The following is a 22,643-nucleotide window of genomic DNA, read 5'->3' as shown; positions in this document are numbered from 1 at the left end:
AGCGCCATGCCGGGCGCCAACGATGACTTATGCGTGCCAAACTGTCAAACTCCCGAGTGATGGTGGTGCATTCACTATGGCGATGGGCCGGCCGCTGTGCTACATTAGTGAGTAATAGACCACGAGTGAACAATCGGAGGTGACGACATGACGATCCAGCAAGAACCTAACGGCGTTTTGTATACGTATTTATACCCAAAGAATTTCACCGCCACGCTTCAAGCCAACGCGGCCCGCGCAGAGCTGCAGCGGCGGGCCGATTTGGGCGATGCTCAGGCCGCCTTCTTCCTGCGGGCTCAGTCCCCGGCGACGTTCTTGAACGGGACGGCGGATAGCGAGGAGAGCAGCGAAGCACCAGCCGCGCAGAAACCGGCCAAAGAAAAGAAAAAGGCCGACAAGAAAGCCGAGAAAAAGAAAGATAAGGACAAGTCGGGTAAAAAGGACAAGAAGAAAAAGAAACACAAGAAGAAATAACAAGGGCCAGGCCACTGCGGTGAATGAACAGCGGCTGGCTCTTGTTTTAATGTGTTGCCGGTTTTGTTGCGGATACGATCAGCATCATCGGCCGCCGCAACTCGTCCTGCATATCGGGATTATCTTTCTGCATCGCCTTGGGCGGCTGCGGCTCGACCACGTCGGTCAGCTGGAAGCCTTCACGCAGCAAGGTCTCCAGATACGTGGTGAGCGTCCGATGGTATTTCTTCACGGTGTGGCCTAAGAAGTCAGTCTCTCGGCTGGATTCGTCGAAGTAGCGGTCGACTGGCCAATAGAGACGTTTACCGGCTTTGTCCGTAATCCATTCCTCCGACCCTTGGGCGGTGAAGATGGGATGCTCGACGGACATAATGAACCGGCCGGGGGTATTCAGCCGGTCCCAGATCTTGGCAACCAGACCGGCATAGTCGGCAATGTAATGGATGGCCAGCGAGCTGAGGATCACGTCGTAATGATCAGGGAGCGAAGCAATGGCGGTCATGTCCATCTGGCGGTACTGGATCCGGCGGTCACCGGTCATTTCTGCGGCCTTGTCCAGCATCTTTTGCGACGAATCGATGCCCAGCACGGCTTTGGCACCGTGCTCAGCGGCGTAGCGGCAATGCCAGCCGTAACCGCAGCCGAGATCCAGGACGGTCTTGCCGGTGAAGTCCGGCAGCACGCTTTGCAGCGTCTGCCACTCGCCCGCCGCTTTCAGCCCGCCTTCGGACCGGGCCATGTGGCTATAGGCCTGGAAGAAGTCGGGGTCATCATAGATTGATTGGTTAGAAATGATACACACCTGCTTTCTGCGTTTCTGCTACATCCAGCATAGCATTTTTTGGCTGCTGCAATGACAGCCTTTTCGGAACGCCGGATGAGACGTCGCGGCAATAAAAAAACTGGCCAGCCAGTGACCAGTTCACGGAAATATGATCGCGGTGCTGAGGTTGGAGCTAAGCGGTGCCATCACTGCCCCTGGCTAACGCCGGTTGCGCCGGTGGTGGCGGAGAAAGGCCAGAGCCAGGACACCAACAATAATTGCCTTGACGGTGTTGTTCGGTTTCTTCGTTTTAAAGGAAAGGCCGGCCGGTTGGCGGTCGTTGTCAAAATTGTCGAAGTCAACGAACTCGTTATCTTTTTGTTCATCATTCATGGCGACGCCTTCTTTCTTGCCCTTATCATACCTGAAACAGTGGCCAATGTCCGCCCGCAAGCACCGGTCTTAAGCAACCGTTAAATCGGTGGTATTCCTCCATTCGGGTTAATAGCCGTAAGCGGCTTTGACTTCATTGCTGGCTTTGAACACGCCGTTGACCACGATGGTGGGGTAGGCCTGCTTCAGTGCATCCGGATCGACAGCGCGGTCCACGGTCAGGTAGCCGATGACGTGCAGTTCGGTGTGGCGGTGTTCCGCCAGGTGGCTGGCGACGTCCCGGGCGGTGATCGTTGAGATACCAACGATCCAATCCGTCGTCTGGCGGTCCTTGCGCTGGATGTCCTTGAACTGGTCGTCATAATCGTGGAGCCGGCTCTTCACCGCGTTTTTGATGAAGTCGCTGCGGTTGCCGTAGAAGCCCTGGTCCACCAACAGGTCAATGTACCCCAGGTCGACAGGGTCGATGTTAATGGTGATCTTTTCGGTCATCGATTTTGGTCGGGCCATGCTGATTCCTCCTTTATGCTTTTTGAACAGCTTAATAATACCATCCACATGGATGGTGTCAAGCATCTATTTGGAATCTTTTTGGAAAAGAGGACTTCCGCCGAAGCCGTCGCTCCATCTTCAGACGGATTTTCCGTGACGGAACTGTTCGCCGCAGTCCCATGGGATTTGGTACACTATAAGTAAGCGCGGCAACGTGCTATCACAAATCGTAAGGGGAAAATCCAATGAAAAAATTCATGCTCGTGCTCGTCAGTCTATTAACGCTTTTTACGCTCGCCGGCTGCAATCGCGGCACCGCTTACTATTACCATATCGAAGACCAGGGCACCCGGTTTGCCAGTAAGGACAAAAACGGCGTCGTCCAAGCCCACTTGTATCGGTATGATGTAACGGCCAAAGATGCCGAGGGCAAGGAGCACAAGATTTCGTTCACGACGGTTAAGGACGCACCGCTGAAGATGCATGCGTGGCTCAAGTTGACCGCCAAAAACGGTGAAATCACCAGTTGGGAACAAGTGCAGCCGAACGAGGTGCCCGAGAAAGCGCGCTGACCGTCTCCAACGCGTGATTCATGGTATGATAATGAGTGACATTCACGCGAAGGAGCGGACAGGAATTCATGCATGAGAAGAAATCCAGCAGTAAGAAAATCATTGCCATCGTCGCAGCCGTGATCGTGGTCATTGCCGTCGCCGGGGGAATTTACTACGGTGTCCAGGCAAACAACGAGCGGGTACGGACGGAACAGGCGGCCAAGAAGAAAGCGGCAGCCGCCAGCAGTTCGAAGAAAGCCGCGGCCGCTTCGTCCAGTAAGGCCGCCGCCGAATCCTCCGAAGCCGCTGCGGATCCCCTGTACGGGAAATTAAAGCAGTACGGCTTGACGTATCCTGAGCTGCAATACGCGAAGACGATGCCAATCACTTTCGTCGGCGACTCTGTGATGCTGGGCAGTGAGTCCTTTCTGAAAGAAATCTTCCCGAAGATGGTCATGCATGCAGATGTAAGCCGCCAAGCGTATGGCGTACCGGCCGTGCTGAAGCAGATGCAAAGTGCCGGGCAGCTGGCTAATACCGTCGTCATTGGGGTCGGCACCAACGGGACGTTCACTGCTGACACCACGAAGGAAATCATGGATGTCTTGGGCAGTAAGCGGGATGTCTTCTGGATCAACGTCCACGTGCCCAGCCAGCCGTGGGAATCCCAGTCCAACGACCAAATTAAGAAGGCCACTGACAAGTACAAGAATCTGCACTTGATCGACTGGTACACCGTGGCCAAGGGCCACACCGATTGGTTCGCCGCCGACGGCTTCCATCCCAGCACAAGCGGTCAGCCGCATTACTACACGCTGGTGGCCAAACAGGTCTTGCAGCAAGTGACGAAGAAGTAAGCAAGCACAAAAAAGCAGATGATTGCTGACATATCGATTGCCAGTGATCATCTGCTATTTTTGTACGCGTGATTAGTTCTTAGCCTGTGCTGCCGTTTCTGCAGCGGCGGCTGCTTGTTCTTCTTGTAATGCCCGCCGGTCGGCGACTTTGAAGAACGGATACCAAAGGAAGAAATTCAAGACCATCACCACAGCCATGATCAAGAGCAGCTGCCAGCCGCCCAGAATAAAGGCTTGGATGGGACCGGGCGTTGTCCAGGGAAGCTGGGCCGAGGCCAGGTACTTCGTGATGCCCAGCAGCTTGATCATACCCCAGCTGACGAAGCCGGAAATCGGTGCGGTCAACAACATGGGGATGAAAAAGATGGGGTTGAGCATGATGGGAAAGCCGAAGATCAGCGGTTCATTGACGTTGAAGATGGCCGGAACCAGCTCCAATTTGAATAATTGCTTGTAACGCGCTGACTTTGCCCGGGCCATGGCGATGACCAGGCCGTATGTCTGGCCCTGACCGCCAAACATGTTGCCGGTCATGATGTAGACGATACCGGCCACTAAGTACGGCAGGGGCTTCTGGGCAGCCAAGGCATTGATGTTCTGGGTCAGCAGCGACAGCAGGATCGGGCTGGCGACCCCAAGAATCAATGACGGGTGCAGGCCGAAGAACCAGAACAGATTGGTGACCGTCGCCAGGATAATGACGCTCCAGGCGTTGCCGGTCAGGTTCTGGAGCGGGATCTGCACCAGCTTGGTGATCAAGCTGAAGATATCGTGGAACGGCGTCAGCCAGAAGCCGATGCGGACAACGAACATCAACGTGAGAATCGCCACGGCAATCAAGGCCGGACTCATCGACTCCTCGACCATCGGCGGTACACCAGGCGGCATCTTCAGGGTGAAGTGGTGCTGGGTGAGCACGACGTACAATCTGGCTGTGATGTACGCCACCAAGATGGCGACCAGCAGACCGCCGCCGCCCGTGTTTTCTGTCAGAAAGGCCGACACGGTGGTCGTCTTCCCCGTCTTGATGACTTGCGGCATCAGCATCAAGAAGCTGACCACGGCCAGCAAGGCAGCGTTGAGGCCGCTGTACTTGTAGTGGTCGGCGTAGATGTAGGCAAAGTTAAAGGCCACGTAAATCCCCAGCGCATTCATCGTGGCATTAATGGCCGCGTTGAATTGGTTATTGAGATCGGTGCTGTAAATATATTGCTGCCAAGCAGGTATCGGCAGGCCATAAATGATCAGTACGATGGATACGCCGATGGTGACCGGAATGGTCCGCACGAACGCTCCCGCCAGGGTGGAGAAGAACGTATTGGCGCTCATCTTGTTGGCGATGGGAGCGAGGTATTTATTGAGAAATTTTTCAAATCCGTTCATGTGTGTTCCCTCCTTCTTTCCAATTATACTGGAATTGCCAGGAAGAAACCGGCTACATGCTTATCATGGTGGAAAGTCATGGATGTGCACAGGGGGTGCCGACCAGACCGTAACGTTTCTCACGCCACTTGCCCCACCCCTCTGAACACGGTACCATCAGAGGCAAAAGGGAGGATGAAGACGATGGCGATGACGAAGGAACTGGCGGCGCTGGTGGACGCCAGCCCGTTGGCGATTACGGCGGACGAATTAACATTTATGCTGGACCACATCGGGGACCCCGACGGCAAGCTGCGGGACGACGTGATTTATACGCTGTTTGGCCGCGGCTTTTTTGAGGGCGGGTTCACGGCGGACCAGCGGGCAGAAGTGGCGCGTGAGGTGTTACGGCGCCAAGACCTGTGGCGGGACATTGACCGGCCCGGTACCGATGCGGTCTTTGGTCGCACGTTCACGGCCCTGGTGGGCACGCTGATCCTCAACTACGACGCGGCCCACGCTTTTCTCACTGACGATCAGCGGCGGACGTATATGCAGTGGGCAGTGACTTACTTGCAGCGAGAAAAGGACTACCGCGGGTACGTGTCCGGCCACGGCTGGGCCCATGCAGTGGGCCACGGGGCGGACTTTCTCGGCAGTGCTGTGCAGCACCCGCAATTCCTGCACACGCTGATCCCCGATGTGCAAAAAAGCGTCGTCACCGTCTTGCGGCGGATGACGAGCGCTTTCTTGGATGATGAAGAGCAGCGGTTGGCGGCAGCGCTGGTCGTGGGCTTGACTGCCCACAACATCTCACTGCGCGAGTGGACGGATTGGCTGGCCGTGGAACATGCTTATCTCTGGCACAATTATGCGGCGGATAGTCTGCCGTCTTACTACCGGCTGAGTGCGTGGCTGCGCATCATGCAGAACGCGTATTTCTTACTGCCGGTGGATGACCCGGCCCGCCAGCCGTGCTTGGCTTTCATCAATGATTATTTCATTCAGATGGGCTTTCGCCAGTAGGCCGGTCCCGACTCCAGCGGCCTAGGAGAATGTCGTAGATACTGCGCAGCGTGGAGGTCACGCCAATCCCTTTGTCGGCAATAAGCGCGGCAGCGTGGGCCGTCGCAGTGTCCGCTTGAATGTCTTTCATTGCTTGCACGGTGGCATGGTGGGCCTTGGTGCGATCAGCAATGATGATGGCGGCGGGGTCGCCGTACGCGATGGCATGGATCTGGCTGAGAGAAATGGCGTCGGGCCGTTCGACATGCACGTTGGCGCCCAGTGCCTTGAGCTGGCTGCGGACGCCCCGGGCATCCTGCCAGGTGAGGATATGGACATCAATATTTTGAAATAGTGCTGGGTTTTCCAACCAGTCTGGCAGCGGCACTGGTTCATCCGCCGTTTTCGCCTTGGCGGGCCGCACGTTGCTTTTCTTACTGTACCGGTCGAGGGCCAGGTGCAGTATTTTTTTGCTCGGTGCCGCGTTTTCAGAGTGCGTTTCCGTCGGAGTGGTGTCCGTCGTATGGGCGAGGAGGTCTTTGACCAGCGTGTCCGCCTGCTTGTCTGGTGACGTTACCTTGACCCGGACCGCATCCGTCATGGGGATGTTAGCCGGGCGCGGCGGTACCGGGACCGCCCGCGGGTGGTGATAGACGATCGGCTTGGCCCGGTCGTGGTTGATGATCTTCAGGATTTCCTTCAATTGTGCCGGGGTAACCAGCGGGGCGAAGATGTCGACAGCGACTTTCGCCGTGGGCCGCCAGCGGGCTTCGTTGGCGAACGCTCGGGTGAGCGAGTCCATTTCTTCCTGCTGCGTCTGGATGCGGGTGTGCAAGCCCTTGATCTGGCTCTGCAGGCGGGGAATGACCTCTTCCTTCAGGATGCGGTACGGCGACTGCTCTTGCTGCCAGAGGCGGTACGCGGTGATGTAGGTGTCTTGATTGTGGGCGATCCACTGACCGCGCAGACTCTTGACCTGATCAGTGGTCTTGTCCAGCGTCCGCTGCAAGCTGGCGTTGGCGGCCCGCTGCTGGGTCACAGTCTTGCTCAGGTTGCGGTTCTTGTCTTGCAGACTCTGGGCCGTGCGTTGGCGGGAGACATTGGCGGCTTGAATCGTCCGCATCGTTGCATGGGCTGCCTGATACTGGGCCTGCCAATGGGCTGTAGCCGTTTGCTCGTCCAGTACCTTCTGCTTCAACTGCTGAATGGCGTCTTGCTGCGCGACCAGGCCTTGCCGGGCGGTCGCTAGCTGGTGCTTGAGCCGATAGATTTCCTGCTGATCGGCCAATTTGTCTTGTTTACTCGGCTTTTTAGCAGCTGCCTCTTTCTTAGACGGCGGGGCCTTCTTGAGGGCCTTCTTATTTTCCTTCGGCTTAAGCGTCTTGGCTTGGCGGGCCTCTTCAGCCTCGGTTCGCACACCCGTCGTGCGCTTCACGAAGGCCGCCATCAACTGCTTACGCCGCTCATTTGCCGCCTGCTGCTGAGACTGCCCGCTCAATTTATCGAGGGCGCGTTTTAACGCAATATAATTGGCACCGGCCATGGGGATTCACCTCGCTTTCTCTCACGTGTTTAGCTCCAGTCTACCAGAGAATGGGGGCTGTTTCGAGAAGAAAGGCGAGACCGTTTTCAGCGCTTGGCCGGCTGCTCTGGCGGACTTGTACTGGTGCACGCCATGAGAGAAAAAGCTGAACACGCCGGCACTGTTCGGTCAGCCCATGAATGGCTGCCAGGTGACTCTGTTTAGTTCGGAGAAAGGGAAGCATGCCACTAATTTCTTCCCGCTTTTCTGCTTTCTAAAATGTCCTCAAAGGCCCATATTCACCGTGTAAGTCAGCGTTGCCGAGTACTCACCATTCTTGGTCACTGCTGGAACGGTCAGGCGGGCGTTGGGGTAGCCGATGATCAGCGGCGCGGCGTTCGTGTTCGGCTCCAACAGCGTGTTCATGGTGAACAAGCGGGCGGTCTGCTGGTTGGCCGGCAAGGGCGCCGCCGTGTGGTTGGCCGTCACCGCGGCCCGCCAATCCGCATCGGTGGGATATTCGTAATCCGCCGGCATGACCCCTTGGCCCAGCGCCAACGTGAAGTCGTTCCGCTCTTCGCCGCTGGCGGCGGTGAAGGGCGAGAGGAATCCATCGACGGTCCAGCTCAGCGCCGTCTGACCGGTAGCCTGGGCGTTGTCTTGGATGACCAGTTGGGCGGCTTGCTGGCTCGCTTCAGTCAGGCCGTACGTGGTCGTCTCCCTGGGCATGACGTGCCGGCCGAAATCCAGCGTCGGCGTTTGCAGGATGGCCAAGGTGCTCATTCGCTTCAAGTATAGCGCCCCTGTTTCAGCCAGGACCGTACCATCGGCGTTGCTGACCACCGTGCGCAAGGTGGTACTGCTAGGCATCTGGGTCAGATCGTTGGGCGCGTAAGTATAGCCGAACGTGAATGTCTGGCCCTGGGTAATGGCACTGGGCATCTGCACTTGGTAGCGCTGGTAATACTTATCCAGCGCGGTGTTGGTGGTGAGCGGCGTGATATTGGCGGCGGGCACAGCGCTCCCCGTGGGTGTCTGGACGGTGAGGGATGAGAGTGTCGTGCCCGGCACCCGCGGCAGCATGATCTGGAACGTCTGTTGGCTGGCAGTCCCGTTATTCTTGACGGTGCCGCTCACCGGCGCGCGGTCACTGTCTTGGAAGAAGAACACGGTATCGCTGGCGGTCGTGGTGAAGCGGTGTGCGGCCGACCAATCGGCGGTCGTATCGTCCCGGAAGAGGATAAGAAAATCCGAGTTGCGCACCAAGTCTGGGGCAGCGGCCGCCAGTTTCAGCGGGTTCGCTGCGTTGGCAGCAGTCTGCAAATTGATGGGCACGTCTTTATTCCGCTTGATTTGGACCGTGCCGTAGAAGCCGTTGTCAGTGGCGGCACTGCCGGCCGGCGGCAGCTGCAGCGCGGCGGTGACTGGACCATAGGGCAGCGGACCGGTGATGGCGTACCCCAGCGAGTCGCCCCAGTGAAGATCCAGATTTTCGGCCGTCCCGCTGGGGAAGAGCCGATCTGTCATCGTCATGCCCAGGACGGTATCGCTGCCCAGCCGATAGGTCCGAACCGTCAAGCTATCCAGGTTCACCGTCAGCCGATCCCGCCAAGTGCCCAGTGTCGACCGCACCGTATTGCCATTCATCGCCGCTGTGCGAGGCTGAATGAAGGTGCGGCTGCCACTGTCGTTCAGCTCCGGCCGCAGATCCTGAGCGAGACCCAGCGTCGCGCCGGCCATGGCCAAGTTGTTGTACTTACCAGTGTAGACCCACTGGTTATTGGGGAAGCCCTGGGTGACCTGCCCGGTGTACCCCGCGGCGGCATTCCGGTCTTGATTGGCTCTGACCCACAGCGTGTTGCTGGCCGTGGTGAACATGCGCGTGGGCTTGGCCACCGGCGTCGCCCCGCTGTAATCGTAATACTGGTAGACTTGGGCGTATCGCTGGGGAACGATGGCCCCCGCCGCCGTCAGTGTGTCGTCCGTCGCGGATTTCGTGAGCGGTCCGCTCGCCGCCGGGTCGTAGTCCTGATCCACGCTGAAGTCGCTGCCGTCGTTGACCAGGATACCGTCACTGTAACTATCCGGCCGCGCAGTCCGGGCCCGCATATCGCTCCCCAGCGGATCGCCGCTGGAATTGAGGGTATCTTTCTGTGGACTGTTGTCGAAGGGGCTGACGAAGGCGGTCCAGGTAGAAAAGTTGCTGTAGACCGGAAAATCCCGGGCGTCGTCCTGGTTACTGGTCTCCAGCTTGGCCTGGTCGATGACGGCGTAATCCATCGGCGATGTACCGGCCTTCATCTGGGCGAGCAAGTCGGCGTTGGGCGCGGTACGGTCCTTGCCAGCCAGCACGTCGTAGGGATCGACGAGGGTATTGCTGCCGTAGAGCTTGATACCGATCGCCTGGCGGTTCGGGTCGCCCTCAGCAGCGGTGCCCAGCCCGGTACCCTTGTTGAACTGGCCGTCGGGATAAGGGGCGGGCATCAGCCGGCCGGCGGTGATGGCCTGGAAGTCTTGGTTCACGTCCCCGGCATACTTGCTCATATCGAAAGAGAAATTGATATGGGCGGTTCCAGTGAACCCATTGGTCACGAAGTATTGCGAGATGTTGGCAATGATGGGCGAGACCACCGTATTTTGCCATGCTCGCCAGAGCCAACCGGAATTCGAGGTGAGCCCGCGGTCTGCCGAGTGGTAGGCCGCATTGAGCAAGGCTACGGTGCGCCCCACGTTACCGGTCAAGTAGACCGGGCTGGAAGAAAACCAGCTGGTGATCCAGGCCATGAACGGGCCTAAGAGGGGAATCCCCTCCAGATATTGGTTGACCAGTCCGTAAAAAGGATCCCAGACGGTATCTTTACCGCCGCTTTGAGCAATGAACTGCGGCTGAATATTCGTGCCGCTGCCCGTGGTATCGGTGTCGCCGGAAGCGGTGAGGTTGTCCAGCGTCTTGGCCTGACCGCCCTCGATATAACGGTTGTGCAGGTAATCCAAGTAGTCGGCCGTGCCCCGCTGGAGCTGCATCTTTGCCGTCGTCTTGTTCGCCGACACATCGTAACCAAACGGGATCCCCTTCACTTTGAGGTAGAACACGTTGGTTTTCTTCACATCTGGATCCAGGTAGACATGATGGTCGAACTGCAACGGGAAGTTCAGCTGCCCAATCTGGATGCCCCAGAAGCTGATGGACTGCAGGGTGAGATAGAAATAGGACTGGCCCCAGTCGATGGCCCCGCCCAGGGACTTGGCGTCGATGCCCTCCGGCAGGGTGACCCGCACCATGACGCCCCAGTTGCCGGCCATCGTGGCGTCGACACTGGTCTGGGAGCCGGCAATCTGAGCTTTGATGGGTACGTTCCCGGTGACTTGCAAAAAGCCGCCGTCAAACGAGGCCCCGTCCTTTAAGACGGGGCCCCGGGTCGTTTGGCTGCCGGGGTAGCCGGTGGTCATCAGGCTCTTGATGTTGCTGGCGTTGTAATTGGATTCGCCGTGCTGGTAGAAATTATTGGCTTGAGTCAAGTCTTTGAAGTCGATGAAGCCGTTGTGATCCACGTAGTTGACGCTGAACCAGGGATTGGGATCCCCGGTATCGTTGGTGTTCAATTTGTCCGGGAAGGTGATAATCGTCGGCGAGGCGGCTTTCTTACCTTCCCAATCGGCCGCGTTGCCGGTGGTAAGCGGGCTTCCCGTGCCGACACCGGTCTTGACATACGACCCTTCACCCCGCTGGCGGGCTCGGTCTAAGCCGGGGATCTGATACATATCGCCGGGGGCGGTGGCCCCTGTATTGTCCAGTACACTCCCGATGGTCGCCCCGTGGGCGCGGCCAGCGAAGGTCAAGATGAGCAGTCCCCAAAATATTGGGCCCAGAATGACCCACTGACATAGTTTTCTGAAAATTCGGTGTTGAATTAACATACGGTCGTCCTCCCTAAGGCAAAGTCTAGAAAGAGCGGCTGCGCAAGCGGTGCGGATATGCGCTGATTCCCACTACTAACGTTATTGTATCAATATTGGTACGGTATATATTTGTAGTTTCGGCAAGAAAAATTTGTCGATGATGGACATTGTGAAAATGACATTTGAAAAGCGTCCAATTACTTCAGCCAGGCAGGTGTTGTGGGAACTCACCAGATTGGTATTCATTTTCTTTACTGTGGAGCCACCCACGCGCTGCAGGGCAACGTGCTAGAATGATGGTGGAAGCCAAATTGAAAAGGAGATCGATTATCGTGAAAATTGCGATTGCAGGCGCTGGTGCCATGGGCGGCCGGTTCGGGACGATGCTGGCCCAGACGGATAATCCAGTCACGTTCATTGACTTGTGGGCGGACCATGTCCAAGCCATCAATCAGCACGGGCTCTTGGTCCACACCGATAATGGTGACCAGCGGGTCCACGTGCCTGCTTATCTGCCTCAGAACGTGCCGGGGACCTTCGACCTGATTGTGCTGTTCACTAAAGCGATGGGCATCGCGGACATGCTGACGGCGCTCAAGCCGGTGATTACGCCTCAAACGCATATCTTGGAGCTAGGCAACGGCATCGGCAACATCGAGACTATCAGCCGCTTTGTCCCCAAGGAACAGATCATTGCTGGTGTGACGGTTTGGTCCGCCGCATTGAACGGTCCCGGCGAGATCACGATGAAGGGTGATGGCAGCGTGACGCTGGAAGCCCTCGGCAGCAATGAAGCGCCGTTCTTCAAGCAGGTCGTCCAAGTACTGACGGACGCCGGTTTGAAGCCTACCGCGTCCCACGATGTTTTGGCGGCAATTTGGCGTAAGGCGGCATTGAACTCCGTCTTGAATACGTATTGCACGATTCTTGACTGCAACATCGGCGAGTTTGGCCAGCTGCCGGACCACGATGCGATGATCGACGGGGTCCTCGGCGAGTTTGCGGCGATTGCCGCCAACCAGCACGTGCACTTCGATGCTGCCGGCGCCAAGCAGCTGATTATTGCCCAGTTCCCCGACGATAAGAACGGTCTGCATTATCCGTCCATGCACCAGGACATGGCCAAGGGCCGCAAGACCGAGATCGACTTTCTCAACGGCTATATCGCGAAGGTGGGCGCGCGGGAGAACATTCCCACACCGGTGAACGCCACCTTGACGGCCCTGATCCACGGTCAGGAGAAGCTGAAGACACTGCATTCACGCGAAGCGGTCACAGCGTAATCAGCATACAGAAGAAAGCCGAGGCCAGTCACCGCGGCTTTCTTCACGCGTTGACGAATAGCGTACAATTAAGTTGGAGGCGGTAGATATGACAGAAATCAACATCACAGACCCGATGGCCAAGCTCCTGGCGGGACCGCGGTTCGCTGGCAAGACATTATTGCTCATCACTGATGACGGCGGCGGCAAGTACTCGCTGCAAGGCGGCGCTTGCAGCATCGGCACGAAGTTCACACTGATCATCCTCGACCAGCCGGACCCGGATTACAGCATTCCCCTGACGAACAACGCCGGCGTACCGCTGTTTACTTCACAGTATGACCTGACTTTCCTGGGCCAGGGCCTGACGATGGATTACCAGCACTACAGCATCAGCTTGCGCGATGACACCGGACTGCTGGATGGCGGCGTGCTGATTGCCAAGGGCGCGGATGTTTTGGCCGCGTTCAAGCAGGGGATTTTTGCTGCGGGTGCGACGTGCTAAGTACAATTTGACCGGATCTAACTAACAATATTGTGTCGTCGGCCATTGCGGCCGGCGTTTTTTGTTCTGCCAACAAGCTGGTAATTGGCGGAGTCCTTTTGAATAAGTTTCTAAAAAGTGCATTCTAGCGCTGCCCCAAATATCATAATAAGTCCCGAAACGGCAATAAGTTGACTTTGAATTAATCATTGCACACAATGGAGATGCGGTAAGTTATACAGCTGCCAAAGATGAAATTCCTTCAGACCTGACGATTGATCGCCGAGTAAATACGCTCGTGAAAGTGGGTCTTACCCCAATGTCTGCGCTCAGACAGACGATGCAGGCATTGGCCCTTGAATACGGATTTGAACTGAGAGGTGATGGCTATGAGTAAGACGTTTACTGCCGCCGAGGCCAAAAAGATACAAGAGGAAGCACCAGTACCGGTTGGCATGCGGGATGAACCGTATATTGTCATCAAACCAATGACCGAAGAAGAAATCACCGTTCACATCATGGAAATGATGCACCTGAGTCGACCTGACGCGAATGAATGGATTCGAAAAACACGATCCGAGATTAAAAAGAATAAAAACAGCACCCTTGACCGGCCTTAACAATACGTGTACGTTTGACTGGCTAGGCGGAGCCGTTGACGGCTCTTTTTCTTCGCACTTTAGAAAGCGCTAACACCTTCTGCAATCTTGACAGACGCAAAGATATACGAAATAGTAGGAGCGGAGAAACGTGCATTGATGAAGAAAAGAGGGGGCTCGGCATGGCGGATATCGACAATACAGCGCTAGCCCATTTTATCGTCTCGCTGGGGTCATTAAATGATTACGGCAGTTCGGCCTACCAGACGAAACAGGCGTTGGACCAGCATACGACGGCGCCGCTGCGCCAAGATAATGCGGACACGGCGATTTTCACCGATGCGTTGAATGGTTTGGCGGCCATTGACGAGACGGGTTTCAGTACTGCCGGAATCATCGCCGTCAACCGTCAGTTTTCTTCCCCTTCGGACGAAGAACCCCGCCGGCCGGGGCATCTTCGCGATGCCCGCAGTGATCCCTACGACCGGGTCGCCATCCTGGTCAATGCGAAGGGCACCGATGCTTATTATCCGCCGACGGTCGTGACTTGGGCAGACCTGGACCGCATCGTGACCCGTTATCAGCACTCTCCCCAGCGCGAGAGCGATGCCTGGCGAATCTTCGCTGCCATCGCCAAACTTCAGCCGTTCCAGGACGGCAATAAGCGGACGGCTTTGATTGCGGCTAACGCAGCATACGGTGGGTTGGCTCGGCACGATTACCTGATTCTTCCGGCGAAAGACTTGGACCGAGTGGAATTTATGGTCCTCCTCCTGCGTTATTATGTTGCCGCAGACGAAGACGAGGAAGCCAGTGTCCTGGCTAGGATGCTGACGCTGCTGCCGAGCCCGGCAGAAAGACACCGATTGTTGCAGCAGCCCATCACGGATACCACTGTCCACCGACCTCGGGGCATTCACGTTAAACACCAATTTGGTGACAAAGAATAACACCCGTTGCTGGGCAGCATACAAGCTGCTTGGCGACGGGTGCTTTTTCCTAAGTAAACAAAACGATTATTAACTGAGTACGGCGTCAGGGTCGTCCGTGGTGCTGTTTAAGTCGGCCATTTCTTCAGTCAGCCGGTTCACCGCATAGTTGGTGTCGAAGAGCCATTTCTTCAGATCTTTGTGGGGAATCAGCAACGGCATCCGGTCGTGGACCTTAGCCACGGTCGCGTTGGGCTTGGTGGTCATGATGATTGACCGGGTACCCTCGGGGAAGTGGGCGAGAAAGCCCGCCACCAGCAGAACATGACCCTCGGGATCGGTGAAGTAATTCTTTTCCTTATCCTTGGTCCACTCGAAGAATCCAGACATCGGGAAGACACACCGCTCGCGGGTGAATGGGGCCTTGAACATTTCCTTGACCATCACCGACTCAGCGCGGGCGTTGATGATCAGCTGCTTGGGCTTGAAGCCAGGGAAGCCCCAGACGACACTGCCTAATGCCATCTTGCCGTCATGGGGCACGATCAGCGCCGTGTGGTCACTGGGAAACACCTCACCCGTTTTCACTGGCATATCGTGAGCTGCCAGTTGATCCGCCATTTCGCGCAGCCGCTTGTTCCGGCGTACGTCGATATAGAATCTACCGCACATTCAGAAAGTCTCCTTTCTTGCTCCACTTCTATTATAGTCTTTGAAAATGAGAAAAACGGCGAAGCCAAGCCGGGAAGAGACCTGGGGGACCACCGGGCAATGGAACTTTGCATCGCGGGCGACAAAAACACTTGCCAGATGATTTCTCTGACAAGCGTGAGTGAACCGACGCGGTGCGATTACAGCCCGTCGCTCAATGTGTACGTGAGTGTTGCATTGTATGACCCCAACTTGGCCGTGCTGGCAGTGGCACTCGGCAGAATTAATTGAATGTCATCGAAATTCACATCGTACGGATTGGTCGTCCCGGCTAATCCGGAGGCAATGTCCGTATTCGTACCGCTGGCCGTTGCACTCGTCCCGCAAGGCACATCCACACCTGACTTGTTACGGATGAACTTAATGCTGGCGCCATTCAGGAGAGCAGCGTCCTGTCCAGTCCCATTGGCGAATCCAGTCAACGCCGCATTGAGCGTCAGCGCGGCGGATTTGGCGGACCGGGTATCGCTCACCGTGAATGTATTGGCCAGGGTATTTGAATAACTCTTGGCCGTTGCGCCCGGGAGCGGTTGATTGCCAAAGTCCAATTTAGGTACCGTCAGTTGCAAGTCAGTCTTTTTGTATGTGAAGTAGATGTTCACCGTGCCGTTGTCATCCGGCAATACACCAGTGGCGTTAGCGGGTTTGACCGTCGTATTCAATGTGTAGTACGGGCCGTCACCGAGGTTGGCGGGTGGCTGGCCAGTGAGATCGGTGGCTGCCGTTGCCAACACGCTCTTTGCATCGAAGTCCCAGAAATCATAGGCTTTTCCGCTGATGCCATTCTTGGTCACGGGATCGTGAATAGCATCTTCGTTTTCGTCGACGAAATGCAGTACGGCCTTAGCCCGGGGATTGACGCGAATCGTTTCCAAGTTAGAAACGTGGGCCGTTTGGTTCCCCGTCGGCACGTCAAAGGCGTACACGCGAATTGTATGTTCGCCGTCGGTGTGCAGCTTATCCCAGTTGGCCTTGGCCTCGGTTTTCGAAATTGTGCCGGTGAAGGGCAGCCAATCGCCCTTCGGCTTACCTGCCTGGGTATACGAGACTGAGGCAAACTGCGTGCCCTGTCCTCTCAAGGTGGCGATATCTTGGGAAACATCAACAGGGTCATCGACCGTGTAAAAGATTTGCATGGCATCACTGTCCGTGTCCATCGCTTGGCCGGTCACCGGCACATCACCCGTATCCGTTGGATTTACTGTCATGGTGTGTTTATCCACCGTGATGTACGGTGCGGCAGAGTCTGTCACCTTGCCGTTATACACCATCCTGACGGACTTGCCGTAGCCGAAATTGCCAACGTAATTGCTTGACCACTTCATGGCAATCCCGGTATCGCCGTTGACGCCAGAAGCGGATGATCCGGGGGTATTCGCAGGATTCTTCGCATCACCATTGGCCTTTGTATTGGCGAAGGACTTATACCGTGTTTTGGCCCCATTATAGGCCACGCTGGTTCCTGTGAGTTGAGCTGACGTAGGGTCTTGGGCTCCTACAGCTCTTCCCCAAGGGACATCGTGCCCGCCGAACCAACCGTCCGGGCCATAATCGTTATTAAAATTATACTCGATGGCATAGGGAACGTCGGGGTTGTCTCCCTCTGGTCGAATGTACAGCCCTTCGGTATAGCCCTTCAAAGGACCTTCTTGGGCAATGGGGGCATAGCGAATAGGAATGTTATCGTTGTAATTGCTGGTGCCTGCCGTGGAGTAAAGCAGCGGTGTGGTATCATTTGTCTTTTGCGCGAGGGAAGTGTCGACATTACGGACAAAGTACATCCCCGTCAAATCCACACCAGGGGTCATATTGGTGACCGTTTCAGACATTTGCATCTGGTTGCTTTCTGGACTCGGCTGCAGTGTGCACTGGACCTTAAAGATGAGCTCAGAAACGGACGCGGCTACAGACGGGCTCAACGCCTGGATTTTAGCTGCATCGGTAATATACCCCATATAATCCAAATGAACCGTTTTGATGTCATCGATTGGTTCGTTGGGATCAGGGTACATCTGAATGTGGCGGGTGTCGTCAAACGCATAATTGGGGCTGTAACTGCCGTCAAACAGGCTGCCCGTTAACGTTTGGGCTGCACCGCCGTCCATGCCGATCAACAGGGGAGAAGAGTGCCACGAGCCGAAAGATCCCGGGCTGGCATTATCGCCGCCGCCCTGGCTCTGATATTCATCCCAACCGCCGTCGATGAAGAAGGTGGAATTAGACGCGACTCCGCGATCCCGGAATTGGCCCATCATGCGGACGTTTTTTCCCAGGTTCACCACGTTCATGTTCGGGATATCAATGCTCTGCTGGTTTGATGTCCCAAAATTCTCTCGTCTGTTCTGGTTTGGGTCGGCGGCGTCTGGATTAATCAGCGTGTTGGCTGTTTCCTTGCCGTCCCACGGGAAATACGAATTGAACATGTATTGCATCTGTAGATTCTGACCCAGGTCAAGTTTGCCATAAGCGCGTTGAATGGACGGCTGCCATAAATCCAGATTGAACGTAACTGCCGGTAATTGATTGTTGCCGGCGGGGCCAGTGGTGACCAGCTTCACTGGACACCCGCTTGCCGATTGGGCCATCTTCATAGCCGTAGCCGACAGGGTCGCTTGGAGGTACGTCGAACTGCCCTGTTGAAGCACCGCTAACTTGAAATCGTCTGCGCTGAGGCCGGCCGGCAAAGTGACCGTAAAATCTCCAGGAACTAAACTGCTCAGGGCACTTGACCAACCCGTCGGATATGTATACAAATCAATTTGCTGAACAGCGACGCCAGCAGATGTGGGTTGGATGCCGATATCAAACACTGCTGTCCCATCAGCTAACAGCCGTTGCTGGCTGCGCAAGATCTGGGCCGTAGACGATTGATTGGTCTGCGGCGCAGGTGCCGCGGCCGCTGTGGGCGGCGTATACTTACCCATCGATTCGGTTTGCGTGACGTTCGCCGCCGGAATATCCGGATTGGCTGCTTTGATCAACGCTAACTGCTTGTCCATCGGCAAATTCATGAATTCCAAGGGTGTATACGGCGTCCCCACAACCGCTTGCGCCACCCAGAGCGGGGTGGTACTTGCGGCAGTATCGTCCGCATCCGCCGCGGCCGCCTGTGTTTGGCTGGCCTTCTCCGTGATGGCCGGCAGTGTTGCCCCCAGCATTGCCTTGGCAATCGGGGACGTGGTGTCGGTTTGCGTATTTGCCGAGGCGGGGACCACACTGGGATTACTCTCAGAAGCGGCTGCTGCGTTCGTTCTGCTTCCAGAAAGGGCGGCCGCGCTGCTGCTCTCAGAAATTGCTGAAGCACTTGCGTCAGCATCAGTGTCTGCTTCTACTGTGACGGGCAATTTAGTCAAACCAATTCCCAATAATAGCATCAGACCGAACAAAACACTGACCCTGACCGCGAACTCCCGCGTCCGCGTCAACGATGGCTTCGACATTTGATATCCCCCACTCCCATGATGTTGCCATACACTTATGCCATTCCATTGTATCATCGGTGGGACAGAATAGTTTGCATATTTGGAAAAATGTCTAAGATAGACCAAAAATGTCGGATGTAATAAACAGGCCCTGTCCCCAGCCAGCAATAATACCGCTGATGGGGGCAGGGCCTGTCTTTCTCACTCAATTCATGGTACTTACCAAATCACAACGCGTTTATCCGCCGGCCGGAACATCCGGTCGCTCGGCTTCACACCGAACGCGGCATACCATTCCGGGAAGTTCGGCACCGGCACATTAGTCCGGAGCAGTGCCGGGGCGTGGACATCGGTCTTCAAGATGACCCGCTCGAATTCCGGACGAATCTTGGTGCGCCAAGTCCGGGCGTAGTTAATGAAGTATTCTTGGAAGTCGCTCTGGGGCGCGTCCTCGGCGTGGAGAATCTGGAGGGCGGCGTTCAAGCCGGCGTTGTCGGCGATGTTCTCGCTGACGACCAGTTTGCCGTTGATCTTACCGCCGGCGTAAGGAATACCGTCAAACTGGGCAATCATGGCCGCCGTGTACTTCTTGAAGGCAGCAAAGTCGGCGGGTTGCCACCAGTTCTTCTTGTTCCCGTGTTCGTCATACATCGCCCCGTTGTTGTCGAAGGCGTGGCTGATCTCGTGGCCAATGGTGGCGCCGGCCCCGCCCAGGTTGGCCGCCCGGCTGGCGTTGACATCGTAGAAGGGTGCCTGCAGGATAGCCGCCGGGAAGGTGATATCGTTAGCGGACGGATCATATGAGGCGTTGACTAGCTGAGCGGGCATATTCCATTCGCTGCGGTCCACCGGATTGTTCAGCCGAGCGAAGCGGTACTGCTGGCTGACCTCCGCAATGGTATCCAGCGTCGTGGCTAGCGGCGTCTCCTTGTCGATACTGATCCGGTCATACAGCGGCCGCGCCTTCTCAGGATAGCCCATCTTGATGACCATGGTGTCCAATTTCTTCACGGCCATCGCCTTGGTGGAATCGGACAGCCACGTGTTAGCGTGGATCTGCTGCTTGTAGGTGGCGATCAGGTCTTCGACCATGTGAGTGACATCCGCCTTGGCTTGGGGACCGAAGTATTTCTTCCCGTAGAACACGCCGATGGGTTCATCGAAGTAATGGTTGGCCACGTTGTATGCGAAGCGCTCCGGCGGGGTCAATTCCTGCTGTCCGGTCAGTGCCTGCTGGTACATCGTGCCGATCTTGCGCAGGTCACGGCTCAGGTACTGGGCGTGGTCGGTCAGCTCATTGACGTAAGCCCAGTGCTGCCATTCCCAGAAGGTGTCGGCGTTGAAGGTGTCAGAAAAGTGATTGAAGTACTTCAGGTCCAGAATGTTGACGGTCTTCGGCATACTCGGCAGGAGCGGCTGGATGCCGGCGCCAATGGCCACGCCGGCAAACTTCGTCAAGGCAATGTCCCACGCCACCGGATTATCGAAGTTGTCGTCCACGGCCGCCTCTTCGTGGTTCATGTGGTGGGCGGCGATGCGGCTGTCGAAGGTGAGGGCGTCTTGAACGTAAGTCTCCTGGTCGGCGGGACTCAGCGGCGACTGGGCCAGAAGCAGACGGGCCATCTTCTCCCACACCGGCAGCAGCTGCTGCTTCTGGGTGGGGTCGGCGTACATCGTTACATCCGGGAGGATCGTCTCCGGCGAGCTGAACATGACCTGGTAGCGGGTGGCATCGTGCATGTTGGTACCGACGTAAGGGACGAAGGGCAGGTTATACCCCTTCTGGATCAGGTACGGCAGGTTCTGATTGAAGTCGGCCAGGGTCTTGATGCTCTGGATTTTAGAAAGCCGGGGCTGAATCGGTCCCATGCCTTCCCGGTCACGCTGGTCGAAATCCAGGGCCTTGCCAAAGAGAACAGCGGCCTTTTGGAAGTTATCCTTGGGTTTGTCCGGGGCCTTCGCCAACGCATCCTTTAAATCGGCGAGTAATTCCTTTTCGACCAGTTTGTCCAAGTCGGTACTGACTCCGGCGGAGACCCGGTCCGGATCAATGGTGGCGGTTCGCTGCCAGGCGCCGTTGACATGCCCGTAGAGATCGTCTTGCACACGGGGTACTTGTTCTTCTGCCATGATGAAACTCCTTTCGTTGTACAATGTAGAAATATGGTGTAGGGCTATCATAGCCTAGATGAGTGAAAAATGATAGCGAGGAGAAGACGACGCTGAGCAGATGGGCTATCCGGGCTAAGTGCCCGGACAGCCGAATAACCCGCAGTTTGGTTTTGACGGTACGGTCCTTAGACTTTGTTCAGCCCGCTCGGTGGCAGGGAGGGGCAACGGGCAGATTGCCCCGGCCACCAATCCGTTCCCAACAAGATTTCTTGCGGCGCTCAGCCATTTTCTAATCAAAGTCAAGTAAAGGAGTGTTTCACGTGGAACAGCGGTCCCGCTGGATCATGTTATTTGCGACCTCAATGGTGTCGTTCATGTCGACGCTGGACGCCAGCGTGGTCAATATTGCCATTCCCCATATCTCGCGGGAATTGGGGGTACCAATGAACCAAGCTGAATGGGTGGTGTCGGTGTACCTGGTGGCGATTTGCGCGCTGCTGATTTTCTTTGGCCGGCTCGCCGATCAGATTGGCCGCATCCCGGTATTTCAAACAGGTACGCTGGTCTTTGTTGCCGGGTCATTGGCCTGCGGCTTGAGCGGGAGCTTGCCGCTGCTGCTCGGCGCCCGCCTGTTCCAAGCATTAGGCGCCGCCATGGTGATGTCCGCCAACTTTGGCATCATCACGGAAGCCTTTCCGATGAACGAACACGGCCGGGCGCTGGGGTTGAACAGCACGTTTGTCCAAATTGGCAATATTGCCGGGCCGGGCATCGGCGGTTTAATTCTCGCGGTCGCCAGCTGGCACTGGATTTTCTTCATTAACGTGCCCATCGGCATCATCGCGTTCTTCGTCGGTTACCGGATCTATCCCCACGATCCGGTCAATTGGTCCGCCATCCAGGTGGACTGGCCGGGATATGGTACTTTTGCCCTGACCATCGTCAGTTTCTTCATTGCCATCTACTGGGGGCAGGCGGCCGGCTTCACGCATCCGGGCGTGCTGGTGCTCTTTGCCCTGGCCGCCGCTCTGCTCGTCGCGTTTATTGTGATTGAACGACGGGTGGCCAGCCCGCTCATTGCTCTGGGCATCTTCCGCTCGCCAGGATTCACGCTGGGCATTATCTCGGCGATGCTGGTTTATATGGTCGGCTACTTTAACAATGTGATCATGCCCTTTTACCTGCAAGAAACACTGGCGCTCTCGTCGGCCACCGCTGGCGTGATCTTGATGGCGGTGCCGCTGTTGAATATGGTCAGCGCCCCCACCGGTGGGATCATCAGCGACCACATCGGGGCGGAGAAGGTATCGTTCTACGCCTTGTTTATTTTCTTCATTCCCCTCGGACTGTTCCTCTGGGCCAGCCCGACAACACCGCTGGGGTGGCTGATCGTCGGTCTGGCCATGTTCGGGGTGGCCAACGGCGCCTTCCAGAACAACCCGATGATCATGGGCGGGGCTGGTCCGGAGTACCAGGGCATCGCCGGGGCAATGGCCGCCTTAGGGAGAAATATCGGGATGGCCTTGGGACTGTCGCTGGCGACTTCGCTGCTGTATTGGGGCATGTCCCGGCAAGCAGGCACCCGGGTGATAGCCTATCCCCATGCACACCCAGACTGGTTCGTGAACGCCATGCACTTCAGCTACTGGTGGGCGGTGGCGTTGATTGGCACCGCCGTGCTGCTGATTGGCGGTCTGCTGCTGTATCGCCGCCGCTCTGAAACCGCTTAAGCATTCTGCTAGCCAAGCCTGTCTCCAACTCGGTATAATAGAATTGTAGATTGTGATTCTAATCACTTGAAA

18 protein-coding genes are annotated in these 22,643 nt (G+C 56.5%); 9 read left to right on the top strand and 9 right to left on the bottom strand.

The window, feature by feature from the left end; translation table 11 throughout:
* Window positions 1-147 precede the first annotated feature (147 nt).
* Complete coding sequence (locus L248_RS16055; protein WP_022529686.1) at window positions 148-474, top strand: hypothetical protein; 327 nt, start codon at window positions 148-150, stop codon at window positions 472-474.
* Window positions 475-520: 46 nt separating this feature from the next.
* On the opposite strand, the gene L248_RS08115 is transcribed toward L248_RS16055, so the two are convergent.
* From L248_RS08115 to L248_RS08110, 3 genes are all read right to left on the bottom strand, one after another.
* Window positions 521-1,213 carry a class I SAM-dependent methyltransferase gene (locus L248_RS08115; protein WP_051999933.1) on the bottom strand — a complete coding sequence of 231 codons (693 nt, stop codon included), beginning with the start codon at window positions 1,211-1,213 and terminating at the stop codon, window positions 521-523.
* Between the two features lie 243 nt (window positions 1,214-1,456).
* Window positions 1,457-1,630: a hypothetical protein gene (locus tag L248_RS15870; RefSeq protein ID WP_022529684.1), complete on the bottom strand. Its 174-nt coding sequence runs from the start codon at window positions 1,628-1,630 to the stop codon at window positions 1,457-1,459.
* 108 nt (window positions 1,631-1,738) lie between these two features.
* Window positions 1,739-2,140 (bottom strand): hypothetical protein, encoded by a 402-nt coding sequence (locus tag L248_RS08110; protein WP_040535655.1) that lies wholly within the window; start codon window positions 2,138-2,140, stop codon window positions 1,739-1,741.
* Between the two features lie 227 nt (window positions 2,141-2,367).
* On the opposite strand from L248_RS08110, the gene L248_RS08105 reads away from it, so the two are divergent.
* Window positions 2,368-2,694 (top strand): YxeA family protein, encoded by a 327-nt coding sequence (locus L248_RS08105; RefSeq protein WP_022529682.1) that lies wholly within the window; start codon window positions 2,368-2,370, stop codon window positions 2,692-2,694.
* 68 nt (window positions 2,695-2,762) lie between these two features.
* The gene (locus L248_RS08100) at window positions 2,763-3,533 is read left to right on the top strand and encodes an SGNH/GDSL hydrolase family protein (protein ID WP_022529681.1); all 771 of its coding nucleotides are present in this window, start codon (window positions 2,763-2,765) and stop codon (window positions 3,531-3,533) included.
* A gap of 72 nt (window positions 3,534-3,605) precedes the next feature.
* On the opposite strand, the gene L248_RS08095 is transcribed toward L248_RS08100, so the two are convergent.
* A complete protein-coding gene (locus L248_RS08095; RefSeq protein WP_022529680.1) occupies window positions 3,606-4,916 on the bottom strand; it encodes a PTS sugar transporter subunit IIC in 1,311 nt (436 codons plus the stop codon).
* A gap of 183 nt (window positions 4,917-5,099) precedes the next feature.
* Between L248_RS08095 and L248_RS08090 the strand changes: the two genes are divergently transcribed.
* Window positions 5,100-5,921: a DUF2785 domain-containing protein gene (locus tag L248_RS08090; RefSeq protein ID WP_196812009.1), complete on the top strand. Its 822-nt coding sequence runs from the start codon at window positions 5,100-5,102 to the stop codon at window positions 5,919-5,921.
* Here the strand turns inward: L248_RS08090 and L248_RS08085 are convergent.
* Window positions 5,896-7,443, bottom strand: a complete 1,548-nt coding sequence (locus L248_RS08085; RefSeq protein ID WP_022529678.1) for a coiled-coil domain-containing protein — start codon at window positions 7,441-7,443, stop codon at window positions 5,896-5,898. The genes L248_RS08090 and L248_RS08085 overlap by 26 nt on opposite strands.
* A 264-nt stretch (window positions 7,444-7,707) precedes the next feature.
* On the bottom strand, window positions 7,708-11,340 hold the full coding sequence (locus tag L248_RS08080; protein WP_022529677.1) for a hypothetical protein: 3,633 nt from the start codon (window positions 11,338-11,340) through the stop codon (window positions 7,708-7,710).
* Between the two features lie 314 nt (window positions 11,341-11,654).
* On the opposite strand from L248_RS08080, the gene L248_RS08075 reads away from it, so the two are divergent.
* The 4 genes from L248_RS08075 to L248_RS08060 all read left to right on the top strand — a co-directional run bounded on the left by L248_RS08075 (window position 11,655) and on the right by L248_RS08060 (window position 14,617).
* Window positions 11,655-12,605: a ketopantoate reductase family protein gene (locus tag L248_RS08075; RefSeq protein ID WP_040535646.1), complete on the top strand. Its 951-nt coding sequence runs from the start codon at window positions 11,655-11,657 to the stop codon at window positions 12,603-12,605.
* Window positions 12,606-12,693: 88 nt separating this feature from the next.
* Entirely contained in the window at window positions 12,694-13,089 is a 396-nt protein-coding gene (locus tag L248_RS08070; RefSeq protein ID WP_022529674.1) for an iron-sulfur cluster biosynthesis family protein, read from the top strand.
* Window positions 13,090-13,457: 368 nt separating this feature from the next.
* The gene (locus L248_RS08065) at window positions 13,458-13,688 is read left to right on the top strand and encodes a hypothetical protein (RefSeq protein WP_022529673.1); all 231 of its coding nucleotides are present in this window, start codon (window positions 13,458-13,460) and stop codon (window positions 13,686-13,688) included.
* 161 nt (window positions 13,689-13,849) lie between these two features.
* Window positions 13,850-14,617 (top strand): Fic family protein, encoded by a 768-nt coding sequence (locus tag L248_RS08060; protein WP_022529672.1) that lies wholly within the window; start codon window positions 13,850-13,852, stop codon window positions 14,615-14,617.
* A 69-nt stretch (window positions 14,618-14,686) separates the two neighbouring features.
* Here the strand turns inward: L248_RS08060 and L248_RS08055 are convergent, their stop codons facing one another.
* The 3 genes from L248_RS08055 to L248_RS08045 all read right to left on the bottom strand — a co-directional run bounded on the left by L248_RS08055 (window position 14,687) and on the right by L248_RS08045 (window position 20,859).
* Complete coding sequence (locus tag L248_RS08055) at window positions 14,687-15,268, bottom strand: SOS response-associated peptidase (RefSeq protein WP_022529671.1); 582 nt, start codon at window positions 15,266-15,268, stop codon at window positions 14,687-14,689.
* A 179-nt stretch (window positions 15,269-15,447) separates the two neighbouring features.
* Window positions 15,448-18,747, bottom strand: coding sequence for a MucBP domain-containing protein (locus tag L248_RS08050; RefSeq protein ID WP_196812008.1), 3,300 nt, complete (start codon window positions 18,745-18,747; stop codon window positions 15,448-15,450).
* A gap of 201 nt (window positions 18,748-18,948) precedes the next feature.
* Window positions 18,949-20,859 carry a M13-type metalloendopeptidase gene (locus tag L248_RS08045; RefSeq protein ID WP_040535639.1) on the bottom strand — a complete coding sequence of 637 codons (1,911 nt, stop codon included), beginning with the start codon at window positions 20,857-20,859 and terminating at the stop codon, window positions 18,949-18,951.
* Window positions 20,860-21,152: 293 nt separating this feature from the next.
* On the opposite strand from L248_RS08045, the gene L248_RS08040 reads away from it, so the two are divergent.
* The gene (locus tag L248_RS08040) at window positions 21,153-22,571 is read left to right on the top strand and encodes an MFS transporter (RefSeq protein ID WP_022529668.1); all 1,419 of its coding nucleotides are present in this window, start codon (window positions 21,153-21,155) and stop codon (window positions 22,569-22,571) included.
* Window positions 22,572-22,643 lie beyond the last annotated feature (72 nt).

Origin of the sequence: Schleiferilactobacillus shenzhenensis LY-73, assembly GCF_000469325.1 — a bacterium.
GTDB classification, from domain to species: domain Bacteria; phylum Bacillota; class Bacilli; order Lactobacillales; family Lactobacillaceae; genus Schleiferilactobacillus; species Schleiferilactobacillus shenzhenensis.
The sequence above is the reverse complement of the archived record's forward strand: the minus strand, read 5'-3'. Positions and strand labels throughout refer to the sequence as shown.